We start from the raw sequence: 12055 nt of genomic DNA on the forward strand, positions 1-12055 counted from the left end.
CATGATTACCCTCCTAATTGTGTGACAACCATCAACGTATCTTGACGATTGACCTGTTTTAAATGCGTTACTTTTATATCATATTGATCCGTATTCGTAATAACTGCTAGTGTAACTGGATCATAACCTGCTTCTTTAATTTTTTCCAGGTCAAATTGAATGAGCAGATCACCTGCTTTGACTTTGTCTCCTGCTTGAACCAAAGGTGTAAAGAACTTGCCCTCTAGCTGAACGGTGTCAATCCCAATATGGAAAAGAACCTCAACTCCGTTTGCTGTTTTCATGCCGAGCGCATGATTTGTTTCAAAGAGAAGTGAAATCTCGCCATCTACCGGTGCATATAGTTCACCCTTTGAAGGAATAATGGCAATTCCTTCTCCCATTACCTTTGAAGAAAATATGTCATCTTCTACATCAGATAGTGAAATCATTTGACCGATGACTGGACTTTTGAATGTCTCATCTGCGCCAAGTTTTTCAGCGAAAACACCTTGCTCTGCTTCTTTTTCCGTTTCTTCTGTCTTTCGATCTTTTCCTAAAATAAAGGCGGCAGCAAAAGCAACAACAAATGAGATGGCAAAACCGATAACTGCAAACATAAAGTTGCGTGGAAGCTCGTCAGATATGAACATCGACATACTTGCAAGCCCAGGTCCAACAAGAACAAGCGCTTGAAGTCCGACAAGTCCAATGAAGATTCCGCCGATGAAAGAACCGATCATGACACTGCTAAGCACACGTTTATTTTGCAATGTCACCCCGTATAATGCCGGTTCGGTAATGCCAAAAAATGCTGAAATCCCTGCAGAAATGGCAGTTGAACGGAGCACTTTATCTTTTGTACGAAGGGCAACTGCGAAACACGCCCCACTTTCAGCGATATTATGTGCAAGTGAAGCAGGCAAGTAAAGTGCTTCTTTTCCGAGATTGCCCATTGTTGTTACAGCGTACGGCACCATCGCTTTGTGCATCCCCGATGCGACCATAAATGGAAGGACTGCTGCCAGAATCGCAACCGCAACCCAGCCCACTTTGTCAAACATAGCAAGGATGATTGCTGTGAAGCCTTGCCCAGCTGTAAAACCGATTGGTCCCAGCAACAGGAGAGTGATCGGAACTGTAATAACCAATGACATCATCGGTACGAAGAAGATACGAATGGGTTTTGGCGAAATACGAGTAAACCATTTTTCCATCTGTGCATACAACAGAACAGATAAAATCGCCGGAAACACTTGGTAGGCATACGCAATATTTTTCACATCGAATGAAAATAATTGAGCGCCTTCTGTCAGCATAGCCGTCATGTTTGGCAGAATAAGAGCGCCGACTGCCGATAATGCAACAAGCGGATTCACTTTTAGCTTATTGGCTGTCGTCACGGCTACCAGCAATGGCAGGAAGTAAAGCGGCGCATCGCCAACCATATTTAAAATCTGATACGTTTGCCCTTTGGCATCCATTAATCCGAATAACGAGAAGAGGAGGAGAAACGATTTTAAAATCCCTCCGCCCGCAATGGCTGGAACAAGCGGTTGGAAAACACCAACAATGAAGTCTAATAGTACAGTCCCCACTTTTCGCTTTTCCTTTGGCTGATTGCTAGACCCATTTTGTCCAGAAGGTGATCCGCCGAGAAGGCCGGTCAATTTCTCATAGACTTCAATGACATCGTTTCCAATCACAACCTGGCACTGTCCTGACATACGGACGGCGATGACACCTGGTGTTTTCTCAAGTGCCGGCACATTCGCCTTGTTTTGATCAATCAATGTAAAACGGAGTCGTGTCGAACAATGCTCCAAGTGGGCAATATTCTCTTTACCGCCTACATGCTGCAATACGTCGCTTGCTGTTTGTGTGTAATTCATTGTTTCTCCCCCTTTTCTGAAACATGAGACCTATATTTAGGCAATAAAAAAAGGACCTAAACCGACAAATTAAAAAATTTATCGGTTTTAGATCCTGCCTGCATGACCAGTCACATGTCTAATTTATCAATATTGGATTTGATTAAAGTATATATCGGTTTTATGAAAGCGTCAACATTTATTTTGGTTTTTTGTAAAGAAGGAATTTTCCTGGTCGAATGGCCTGTAATTTATTCTCAATGGCGAGCATGAACCATCCTCAAGCACCCGAAAATCGCGCACCAAGGTTCCAGGGTTACAAGACACATAAACTACACGCTTCGGCTTTATCTCAATAATTGTCCGCAGCAAAGCATCAACTGACACCGTTTCTCAAGCAGCGAGAAGTAGACGAGCACATTCTAATTCTCTTCCATCTCGAAAAACATTGACTTCGCCTGTTCAATATTTATGCTTCTTAGTTGCCAAATGGAATTCGTTCAACACCCCTGCAACCATTTCTGAACCAACCTTGCTCATGCCGAACCCCCTCTTTCTCTTTAAGATTGTTCTCTATCTGTAAAATGATCTTATCACATGTGTAAATTTTTGTAATGACCTTTTGTCAATTAGTGATGCCGCAAGAGAATGTACTGAATACTTTAAGGCCGTTTTTCTTGATGTTTTTTAAATCGGCCAACTTCCAACGGTATTCTTTCTTTTCCATGTAATCACCTATTCATTAAATGAAAATCCGCATTTGGGGCAGGTATGTTGGAAATGATCATCTTCATAATCATCCAGGTCTAATTCCTGGCTGTCATTGATTTTTCCTCCGTTGCCTTCATGCTCAGCCAGCTCTCCCAAGATTTCATCTATTTCACTTTCTGGGAAGCCTGTAAAGGATAGATCAAAATTATTGTGCTGCAGGTCTTCCAAAACCTGTTCAAGTTTGTAACCATCCCAGTCTCCTCTGATCTTATTTAAAGCCAGCTTGAGCGCTTTTTCCTCAGATTCATCCAGACTTACAACTGACACCTGGAGAGACCGCGGCTTCTCCTCCATGTGAATTTTGAACCTCTGATGTCCACCGACAAGATTTCCCGTCCGTTCATTCCAGACTAACGGTTCAACTGCGCCAAATCGATTTATAGATTGTTTCAACGCTTCATTTTCTGGATCACCCGGCTGTAGATCGATCCGTGGATTATATGGGGCTGGGTTAATTCTTTCAACTTTAATCGTTTTAATGCGCAATGTGCTCACCTCGTTAGCCTTTTTTTATAAGATCTTGTGGTAAAATAATCATAATTAATTTATTTTTCAGGAGGTTACTATGAGACAAAAAGATATAAAACATTTGCTACAAAAATACAACGAACAAATTGAAATTCATGTTAATACCGGTAGCAAAAGAACTATCCACGGTTTACAAAAGTCACTAAATGCAATAAACGAGTTATCTGCATTGGGCTTCTTAGACGAAGATATCAAAAGATTTAAGCAGTTAGGCAATATCTATTACACGCGTTCACCCCAAGATAGAATTGAAGTGGACGCACATATCGCTTCCCAAATAGAACAAAACATAAAAATTGTAAAAGAAAAATTAAATGGATTTATAACATTAATTAATAAATCAATGTCGAAGCAGGATGCTAATACAATTAGTGTCAAACTTCCATACTATGATTCATTAGATGACCTTGAAAAATTTACTAAAAAATTGAATAATGCATTTCAAAGTGGAATAACCAATAAAGAAACTAAAGGTCATTTTAAATTACAGGGTTTCGATACTGGCTCTATGTGGATGGATATCTTAGTTAGTAGCCCAGCAGCTTTGCTAATTATAGGAAAAATCATAGATGCAGCACAAAAAATTTCGATTAACTCTCAAGGGTTTTTAATATCAAAAGCTCATTATGAAAGAATAGTCTTGCAAAATGAGCAACAAAAAAAACAAAATGAAGCTTCAGATATATTTTTAGCCGGCCTTCAAAAAAGTATAGATGCTATAACTGAAGCTGAAATAAAAAATGTAACTGAGGGAGCAAATTATTCACAAGAGTCGATTAATGAAATTAAAACATCGGCTAAATTATTTGCTGAACTACTTCATGAAGGTGCTCAATTTCACCCGTCTTTAGATGCACCTAAGGAAGCAATTGAGTCTTTTCCTGAACCACCACAGAGTTTAGAAGAACCTCAAAAACTATTAGAATCATTAATTGAAAATCCAACTGAAGAATAATTATTTATATGAAAGCTTTATTTTTCAAATAAAGCTTTCTTCTACTTATCCTTTCAGCTAACATACATAAAATATCGTGCTTCACTCCACTAATTCTCCTTAGCTCAGTTTCTTTGTTTATCAGATAAAAGCTCAAAAAAATTAACCTCCTTACCGAATAAACACCACCTTGCGCTATTCGCTTTTTTGAATTAAAAATGGCTCCGGCTAATCTCCAGGAGGACGCAAAGATAATAGGGAGCCATATAAAAATGACTTCCTTCCTGTGCAAACAGGATCTCACCGCTTGCGTTCCCCGTGACTATCACATCCGTGTGCAAAAGATCAGTGTCCGCAGGCTCTCCTTCTTGGACTTGATATTCACGTTCGTTTTTCTTGTCTCTATCGTATGACAAAGTGGAATAGAAAAAGTCCCCCTTTTTGTCGGATTTTTATCGGATTGGAACATAAAAAAAGCACTCAATCAGAGATTAAGTGCTTGAATATATTAAATTATTCTTCATCGTCCCACTCTTCGTCTTCTTCCCAGTTTTCTTTAGACTCCTTAAGGTCTTCCATGAAAAACTCTAGAAAATTAGTAGCTACTGTTCGACCATAACCCTCTTGATTATCCCAAAGTATAACTGGGCATTCACCATCTACCATCCTGTTTGTATCAAGACAATAAGAGAATTCATCTACATATTCAATGACTACGATACCATCAATTAAACCATAGTGATTTCTGTAATCTTCAGTAACTGTTACTACTCTTGGTGAAACTTTTCCATGACCTAAAATATCTACACCGTAAATTCCACCGGACCCATAGTTTTTTAAAAACCATTTATAACTTTCGGGTAGTTTTACGTTTAGGTTTTCTTGAATTTCATTAATTTTTTCGATGCTAATGCCACCTGTAAAATCATCATCTTCAGCATTTTCTTTTATGAATTGTTCAACTTGCGAATAGTTCACTAAAACCACCTCTTAATCTTGATTCTCAAATTGTTTAGCTCTCCATTTCCAATATCTTTTCCTGAAAAGATTATACTGTTTTTCAAGTATAGGATCGTTTCTGAAACTTTCTCCCTTTCCTTTTAGTCCATGAAGAACTTTGGAGTATTTTGTATGCCAACTATCAGGTATTTCTGCCATTGGTCCAGGCTCTTCTTGAATTAGATGATGGAGGTTAATTTGAGTACCATCGTTCGCATACGGAGTTCTTCCTTTTTGCATCAGTTGTAAATTTGTCATTCCAGTTTCAGGGTCAATTCTATTTATATCAAGATCCTTAAACGTATAAACTCTTCTACTTACATTTTTAATCTTTCCTTTAGTCTTTACATGCCCTTCAATTTCTTTCGCTTCAAATCGTTCCTTATTTAACCAAGGTACATTTATATTTTTTCCTGTAAACGGTTTTCTGCTTATATCAGAAACTTTCTTCGCAAACTGAATAAGACTGTCTTTTATATGCTCCCCATTAAGTGCATGATAAGGAACTTTACCTCCGCCTGCAAGCTGAATTTGCGGCGCAAAAGGGTTGTGTATTTGAATCCCTTTTATGTTTGAAGCAACCCTTTGCATCGATTTCTTGAAAGACGCTACGCTTTTTTCCAAAGCTTGTTTCGATACTTTTTTAGAAGCTTTAGTTGCTTTGGCAGCGACCTGCCCTACCTTCCCCGCTTTGGCGGCTTTTGCTGCTTTGTCAACGCCTTTAGAACCAACCATCGATGTCCCGACCATTCCAACGGCATAGCTAAACCATCTGGCTTGGGTGTAAGAATCACCATTGACGACATCTCGTTGATACGAGTCTTCAATTCCTTTTTTTATAATATTGAATGTGACATCAGGATGATGAAGTGTAAAGTTAATGCCCTCAATCGTTTCGTCTGCGTGAACGACCATGTCCCATAGGCCTACTGCAGTATCGACGACTGCATTTTTGAGTCCTTCAGCACTTCCTTTAATTGCGTTGCCAAAATCACGAGCGCCTTCAATTTGATTGAAATATCGCTGTTGCCAAGGGGAAAGGTTCTCGTAGCCAATTTCTGTGGCCATCTCATAAAACTCTGAAGCCGTTGAAAAATTGTAATCATCAAGCTTCTTCTTTAGTTTAGCAATTTTATTATCCTGTTTGCTAACCTCGCTAGCTTCTTTTTCAAGCTTTGATCTCTTATCCAGCTTATCCAACATGACGCCCATCGCTGTGTCTTGTCCACCACGTAAAGCATCCATCTCATCCGGTTTTAAAATCGAGCCTTTTTGATAGCCGGTAATTTCAATTTTAGGCCCTGTGTACATTTTTTCAAGCCTGCTTATGTATCTCTGCATCGTTTCCAGGTCGTTTTCAGCGGTTTTAAGAGCGCTTGTCTGTTCCCTGTCGAACGTATGCAGCTTTTCAATTGTCTGATTGATTTCCTTTAAGGATTTCTGATTCTGTTCATGAAAATCGGTGTCATTCAAATCAGGCAAATCGACAACATGACTGACCTTCGCGATCGTGGCGTTCGATTTAGACACCAGGTGTTTGGTTGTTCGATTGGCCGCATTCAATCCTTGTTCTAGCTCGTGCTCAAGAAAAGTTTGCGAAATAAACCCGTTATGGTTTGGTTCCAGCGAATTCAATGCGGTTTTCATTTTCTTCAGCGTGGAACTGTATTCCTCTATGAAAGTATCATAGAACTGTAGAAAAGGGGTGTGGCACTCTTTGTAAAAGGCACGGATCGCGTCGCCGCCTTTTCCTTTTAAAGCATCATCTAGTGATGCGATTTCCTCAACGCTTTTTTGGACTTTGTCGAATTCGTCTGATTGATGTTTTAATTGTTCCAACGTTTGATCAATAGCTTTGTGCAACGCCTGAACATCAAGAGTCTTCATAGCATTCTCCTCTAATACTAAAGTGACATACCACAAAATATTTTACCACTTTATAGAAAATAATTGGTGAATAAATCCTGCCAATCCATGAAAATGAATCTTATTGAGCAGGTCTTATACCCTGACACGTTCGGCATAACCTTTTTCAGATTCCAAAAAAGGAAAATCATTGTCAAAAAATGATCCTTTATGTAAAATGAAAAGTATGCAGAAAAAGGAAATGGATACTTATTTTTTTGAATATTTCAAATCAATTATACGAAAGGAATGGTGGGAATTGGTTGTTAAAATACGATCCGAAAAGGTCGGGAATATGTTGAATCAATGGTATGCAACGATTAAGTTACAGCAAGTCCATAAAGCAACTCAAATGAAGAAAGAAATTCAGAAGGCAATTGATAATATGGAGAAGAATCAAGATGTTTTGCTTTATTTCAATATCATAGATTCTCGTTATAAATTATTGATTGAAAAATATAACGAATCCGGAAGCATCTTAAAAAGTCTTAAGTATAGAGCTGAAGAAAAGAAGACGGACGACATGCTTCAGTATTACTTTTACTTTTTCAGCGGGCTATATCAGTTTTACATAAAGAACTTTACGAAAGCTATTAATTTTTATCGCATTGCAGAAAATTGGATAAATAAAATACCAGATGAAGCAGAACGAGCAGAATTCAATTATCAAATTGCTATTGTATATTATGAAATCCACCAAAATTTTTTCTCGTTAACACACGCAGAAAAAGCGCTCGAAAGCTTTTTAGCCCTTGGAAATTATGAAAATAGGGCAGCAACCACTCAAATGATAATTGCGGCAAACAGATTGGACCTACATCAATACGAATTAACTGAGTCCGTATATAAAAAAGCGATAAAAATGGCTGCTGATACCCAACAAAATTATGTTGAGGGACTCGGACATCACAATCTCGGTATTGCTTATGAACGACAAGAAAAACTCGATTTAGCGCGTGAATCCTTCGAAATAGCTCTCGACATTTTTGAAAATTTACATTCCAAAATCGCAATCATCAGAACTTCTTATATGCTTGCAAGGGTTTTATTCAAGAAAGGTTTATTCGAAGAAGGGACACATTGGTATCAAAAAGCCCTCAATCTCGCAAAAGAAATAAACGAAATAACGTACGAAGCCAAGTTATTAGTCATACACTCAATATATAAAGAGTTGGATAAAACCTTATTAGATAAAGGATTGAATATGCTAAGAGACAAAAAGCTTTGGTCAGACGTAGCAGATTTAGCTATCATTGCAGCAAGACACTTCAAAAAGAAGGAATATCATGAATTAGCGGCGAAATACTTCGATGAAGGAGTAGTCGCTCGCGACAAAATCCAAACATGGACGGAGGAACTTGTCTCATGAAAAAATTACTTTTAGGTGCAGTAATAACAGGTGTAGTTTTAACTGGTATTTTAAACTTTACTACTCAAGGAAAAGCTGAATTCGGTGCTGGAGACTTTAAAGTTGCTGAAAATGCGTTTTTTGGTTAAATCATAGCGTGATTCAGTTCGGCCCTTAAGATTAAAAAAGTACACTTTGATAAGGCAGACTCATGGGAGTCTGCTTTTTGCACAACAGCCCTCAGATAATCCCAAGAGCTGTCGCCAAATTATAAATGGCTCGCCGTTTGACCTGATAGTATTTGTCCTTTTTCAACCCCATCTCCATATAAATCTCAATGTCCTTTATTTTTTGGAAAGAGAGATACTTGGCCTTTATAATCTTTAATTCATCATCATCAAGGCTTTGTTTAAGCGCTCTGTCCATCTGACAAACTTTCAATTCATTTAAAGAGTGCTGGTCCCTGAGCTGCGGGAAAAGGTTATTCATCCCGGCCGCTTCCCGTTCTTTCCGGTTTTCAAGCTGGACCTTCAAAGCCTTATATCTTTTCAGCTCCCTTATCATCGTATTTCTGACTTCTTTTTCATCTATAGGCGGCAAAAAAGTCAATTGTTTATCTGACATGCTAAATCCCCCCTAAAAACAAAACAGACACCAAATAAACGTTATACAACGTCGATTTGGTGTCCGCAGGCTCTCCGTCTAGGACAAATATTTTGTTTTGATTGTACTTTTATAATACCATAATTTTGGAGTTCTGTAATACTCATAAATGTATTACCTTATTATCTGAATTCGCTCATATAGTTGATTGAAAATAAGGTAACAGCTTAAACTTGATCTTCGGGTATAGAGGATAGACCTTACCAGGATTGCTGAAGATGTAGCAAACGGTGCGGTGGCAAACGGTGCGTTTGAGCTTATGGTTTGCTGACATCCAGGAATCAGTTCAAGTAAAAAAGCAAGCTAAAGAGCCTGCTTTTTTCTTGAAATTTTATCTCTTTTTAAAAGGAATTGATGCTCCAGGTAATACTGTGAATTTGCTATTATTAAGGGCAGCAGCAGTACCTTTTAGAGTTGCAATTCCGCCATTATTTTTGTTCATTGTTACATAACCACTAGCAGAAAAACCCAAACCACCAGAACCTTTTATAAATGCATTTCTTTTAAAACCAGAATAATAGCGTAACTCAATACGCCCACCAAACACCCAAGGCCAAGCAGTGTTAGGTTTAACAGTCCAATAAATGATTTGCCCTGAATTCCCTGCATCAATTGTTACTTTTCCACCAGGACCAGTAACAGTTTTAGCTGGTGTAATTAAATGTGGAACTTCAGTAGACGAAACGCTTGTTGGACTTTTCTCAATTTTTTTAGCTATTTCAGGGTCATTTCCCCAATACCCAACAGTAATCTCATCATCCTGATAAGTTATTTCAGCCTTCGATAAATCTAAGTCCAAATCATCAATTTCATCCGCGTAAATAGAATTAGCAAAAGACAAAGACAAGAAGGTAACCAGGACAAAAGTTAGAATTTTTTTCATAAAACACTATTCCCTCCTATTTTTGGTTATAATATCATAATAGCAGAATAGCCCAAAAAAGAAAGGATGAATTTTCTATTTATGGAGGATTTATTTAAATTAGCTGTTAAATCATTTTGTAAGAGACATAATATGTCACCCCAAAAAACAAGATTTTCAAAAGTTGAAAACTATATAACTATAAGTGTAAAAAATCACTCGGAAACTGGATTAGATAAAGACTGTTTTAAAGTTCTTGACTTTATGTTTAATATAATCGGGCCAACAAAAACCAAATTTAGCCAAACAACTTTCATGTTCCCAGACTCTGAAAAAGTAGACAGAGTAACGGTTTCTTTTGAAGAAAAAGATTATAAAGACTTAGTATATACATTGTTTTCTTAATTCAAAAAAGCAGGACCAATCTTTCCTGCTTTTCATTTCCAGAATTCCTCTAATCTTTCAAAGCTAATATGCCCTAGATGACTGTAATTATTTGGCATTTAGACTTTCAGAAGTCAAATGGACAATTACGTTATTCGAATGAATATGCAGCTTCGTGTGTCAAACCCTGCTTTTTATCTGAATTTGTAAGACGACTCAAGCAGAATCTTGGAAAAATCACCTTTTGCCGTTTCAATGATCGTTTTTCCGTGTTCCGGCGCCTCGGCTTCATAAGCTACACCGTTTACGCCATCTAAAACGATGACAGTTACTTTTCCGCGCTGAATTTTGCTTTTAACTGAAAAATCTTGGCTGATGTCTAACTCCTTTGGACGGTTCACCTACATCGCTCCCTGTGCTATGATAGAAGTGCCCATATTGTGTACCATAGCCGGAGCGGTCGCTTCGGTTTTTTTATTGGCTTATTTCACAGGTGCATAGAGGTGACGGCTTGTCCGCCCTCTATGCAGTTTTTGATCAGGCAGCGCCGTGTTCCTCATCTTCCTGGTCATCCTGATTGTCGTTTTCATCAGGAGAATCTTCTGCTGCAGGCACATCGTTTTCTTGCTTGAACAGCGGCTCCGCTTCTGCGTCCTGGTCTTGCTTCCAGTCCCACCATGTATCTGCAAGCGGCGCAACTTTCGCGAAATATTGATCCATTAGATCAACAATTTTGCCTGAAGATATTTCAAGCTCAGACGCCAATTTGCTATAGGATTCACCTTCAATTTTGCGCTTCACGAAATTAGGGAAGTCGCTTGGAAACTCCTCGAAATTAGGCGCCATTCCGCTGGTGATAAACTCCTCTATAATGGCCCGTTCGATCTGACGTTTTTCTTTTTTGGTTGGAATGTTTTCTTTAGGCAGTCCAAGCTCAGCCTCAAGTTGTTCTGGCTGCGGCTCAACCTCTGATACGACTCCATGCTGATCAACCTTATAGCTGGTTGTAGGTTGGTTCGTGTTAGGGTTGATTTCAACGTTATAATTGACGAGTGTTGATTCTAGTTGTGATTCAACTTTTTGATCAATCATTTCAGAGAGGTGTTGAATCTTTCCGTCTAAATCCGCGCTATTGACCTCCAAGGTAATTTCCGTTAAGCCCTTCGGTTTCATATTCACCTTTTTTACGATTGCTTTGAAATCAATGAAAGACATAATTGTTCCTCCTCCTGGGTTCAAAAGGTTTTAGAGTGTGAACTTTTTTAAATTTCCGCTCTGAATATAGACAATATCCTTTCATTGGTTTATTATGTATATCGTTTACATCTTTTACTAAGCCTTTGGGCTTTTCTTTTTCGCTCCAAACCGAACATATATTCTGTTCTCGAAGAGATAAGGAGGCACCCTTGATGAAAATGATTATGAGACATACTACACATCTGGAAGACTGGATTGAGTCATTTTACAGGAAATTAAATATTTTTATCCTCACGAACTAGATGCCGTGGGAATATGCAGCAAATAGGTTTGAAAATTGAATTTATGAAGATGACCAGTCGATATTACAACGCTGTTATTATTCTTGATAGTAGACTTTCACCACCTGAACAGTGGAAAGAATTCGGTCATGAACTTTGCCATGTTCTAAGGCATGAAGGAAACCAATTAACTATGTCCCCTCTATCCGCCGAGTTACAGGAAATGCAGGCAAATGTATTTGCCTATAAGTTCTGTGTCCTTCATTTATGTTAAAGAGAATTCAACTTTCACAAGTGCAAATTGATCTAGTAAGATTGATTGCTTCAAGATTC

The 12055-nt window shown here is 38.3% G+C and carries 13 protein-coding genes and 1 pseudogene; 5 read left to right on the top strand and 9 right to left on the bottom strand.

The window, feature by feature from the left end; all coding sequences use genetic code 11:
* Window positions 1–5 precede the first annotated feature (5 nt).
* The 3 genes and pseudogenes from KI350_RS18805 to KI350_RS18810 form a co-directional block, all read right to left on the bottom strand.
* Window positions 6–1871, bottom strand: a complete 1866-nt coding sequence (locus tag KI350_RS18805) for a beta-glucoside-specific PTS transporter subunit IIABC (protein WP_065644537.1) — start codon at window positions 1869–1871, stop codon at window positions 6–8.
* Between the two features lie 252 nt (window positions 1872–2123).
* Window positions 2124–2228, bottom strand: a pseudogene (locus KI350_RS23460) (hypothetical protein); the annotation flags it as partial.
* A gap of 357 nt (window positions 2229–2585) precedes the next feature.
* Window positions 2586–3107 (bottom strand): ParB N-terminal domain-containing protein, encoded by a 522-nt coding sequence (locus tag KI350_RS18810; RefSeq protein WP_023855800.1) that lies wholly within the window; start codon window positions 3105–3107, stop codon window positions 2586–2588.
* A gap of 79 nt (window positions 3108–3186) precedes the next feature.
* On the opposite strand from KI350_RS18810, the gene KI350_RS18815 reads away from it, so the two are divergent.
* Window positions 3187–4104, top strand: a complete 918-nt coding sequence (locus KI350_RS18815; protein ID WP_023855801.1) for a hypothetical protein — start codon at window positions 3187–3189, stop codon at window positions 4102–4104.
* Window positions 4105–4596: 492 nt separating this feature from the next.
* Here KI350_RS18815 and KI350_RS18820 read toward each other — a convergent pair whose 3' ends face one another.
* Entirely contained in the window at window positions 4597–5061 is a 465-nt protein-coding gene (locus KI350_RS18820; RefSeq protein WP_065644536.1) for an SMI1/KNR4 family protein, read from the bottom strand.
* A 12-nt stretch (window positions 5062–5073) separates the two neighbouring features.
* The gene (locus KI350_RS18825) at window positions 5074–6969 is read right to left on the bottom strand and encodes a T7SS effector LXG polymorphic toxin (RefSeq protein WP_065644535.1); all 1896 of its coding nucleotides are present in this window, start codon (window positions 6967–6969) and stop codon (window positions 5074–5076) included.
* Between the two features lie 277 nt (window positions 6970–7246).
* Here KI350_RS18825 and KI350_RS18830 point away from each other — a divergent pair, with 277 nt between their 5' ends.
* A complete protein-coding gene (locus KI350_RS18830) occupies window positions 7247–8356 on the top strand; it encodes a Rap family tetratricopeptide repeat protein (protein WP_023855627.1) in 1110 nt (369 codons plus the stop codon).
* Complete coding sequence (locus KI350_RS18835; protein ID WP_023855626.1) at window positions 8353–8484, top strand: Phr family secreted Rap phosphatase inhibitor; 132 nt, start codon at window positions 8353–8355, stop codon at window positions 8482–8484. Before KI350_RS18830 ends, KI350_RS18835 begins: the two co-directional genes overlap by 4 nt.
* Window positions 8485–8575: 91 nt before the next feature.
* Here the strand turns inward: KI350_RS18835 and KI350_RS18840 are convergent, their stop codons facing one another.
* The gene (locus KI350_RS18840; protein WP_023855625.1) at window positions 8576–8959 is read right to left on the bottom strand and encodes an ArpU family phage packaging/lysis transcriptional regulator; all 384 of its coding nucleotides are present in this window, start codon (window positions 8957–8959) and stop codon (window positions 8576–8578) included.
* Between the two features lie 370 nt (window positions 8960–9329).
* Window positions 9330–9881, bottom strand: a complete 552-nt coding sequence (locus KI350_RS18845) for a hypothetical protein (RefSeq protein ID WP_065644534.1) — start codon at window positions 9879–9881, stop codon at window positions 9330–9332.
* An 81-nt stretch (window positions 9882–9962) separates the two neighbouring features.
* Between KI350_RS18845 and KI350_RS18850 the strand changes: the two genes are divergently transcribed.
* Window positions 9963–10265 carry a hypothetical protein gene (locus KI350_RS18850; RefSeq protein WP_023855623.1) on the top strand — a complete coding sequence of 101 codons (303 nt, stop codon included), beginning with the start codon at window positions 9963–9965 and terminating at the stop codon, window positions 10263–10265.
* A 173-nt stretch (window positions 10266–10438) separates the two neighbouring features.
* Here KI350_RS18850 and KI350_RS18855 read toward each other — a convergent pair whose 3' ends face one another.
* Both KI350_RS18855 and KI350_RS18860 read right to left on the bottom strand, forming a co-directional pair.
* Window positions 10439–10645, bottom strand: a complete 207-nt coding sequence (locus KI350_RS18855) for an XtrA/YqaO family protein (RefSeq protein WP_023855622.1) — start codon at window positions 10643–10645, stop codon at window positions 10439–10441.
* 136 nt (window positions 10646–10781) lie between these two features.
* Window positions 10782–11459, bottom strand: coding sequence for a hypothetical protein (locus tag KI350_RS18860; RefSeq protein ID WP_023855621.1), 678 nt, complete (start codon window positions 11457–11459; stop codon window positions 10782–10784).
* A gap of 333 nt (window positions 11460–11792) precedes the next feature.
* Between KI350_RS18860 and KI350_RS18865 the strand changes: the two genes are divergently transcribed.
* Window positions 11793–11996, top strand: a complete 204-nt coding sequence (locus tag KI350_RS18865; RefSeq protein WP_236808666.1) for an ImmA/IrrE family metallo-endopeptidase — start codon at window positions 11793–11795, stop codon at window positions 11994–11996.
* Window positions 11997–12055 lie beyond the last annotated feature (59 nt).

This window comes from Bacillus sp. J41TS8 (assembly GCF_018333035.1).
Classification (GTDB): Bacteria; Bacillota; Bacilli; order Bacillales; family Bacillaceae; genus Bacillus; species Bacillus paralicheniformis.

Coding starts and splice junctions, on each gene's coding strand:
- KI350_RS18805 (WP_065644537.1), bottom strand. CDS start 1,871: ATGAATTACACACAAACAGCAAGCGACGTATTGCAGCATGTAGGCGGT.
- KI350_RS18815 (WP_023855801.1), top strand. CDS start 3,187: ATGAGACAAAAAGATATAAAACATTTGCTACAAAAATACAACGAACAA.
- KI350_RS18825 (WP_065644535.1), bottom strand. CDS start 6,969: ATGAAGACTCTTGATGTTCAGGCGTTGCACAAAGCTATTGATCAAACG.
- KI350_RS18835 (WP_023855626.1), top strand. CDS start 8,353: ATGAAAAAATTACTTTTAGGTGCAGTAATAACAGGTGTAGTTTTAACT.
- KI350_RS18840 (WP_023855625.1), bottom strand. CDS start 8,959: ATGTCAGATAAACAATTGACTTTTTTGCCGCCTATAGATGAAAAAGAA.
- KI350_RS18845 (WP_065644534.1), bottom strand. CDS start 9,881: ATGAAAAAAATTCTAACTTTTGTCCTGGTTACCTTCTTGTCTTTGTCT.
- KI350_RS18850 (WP_023855623.1), top strand. CDS start 9,963: ATGGAGGATTTATTTAAATTAGCTGTTAAATCATTTTGTAAGAGACAT.
- KI350_RS18860 (WP_023855621.1), bottom strand. CDS start 11,459: ATGTCTTTCATTGATTTCAAAGCAATCGTAAAAAAGGTGAATATGAAA.
- KI350_RS18865 (WP_236808666.1), top strand. CDS start 11,793: ATGACCAGTCGATATTACAACGCTGTTATTATTCTTGATAGTAGACTT.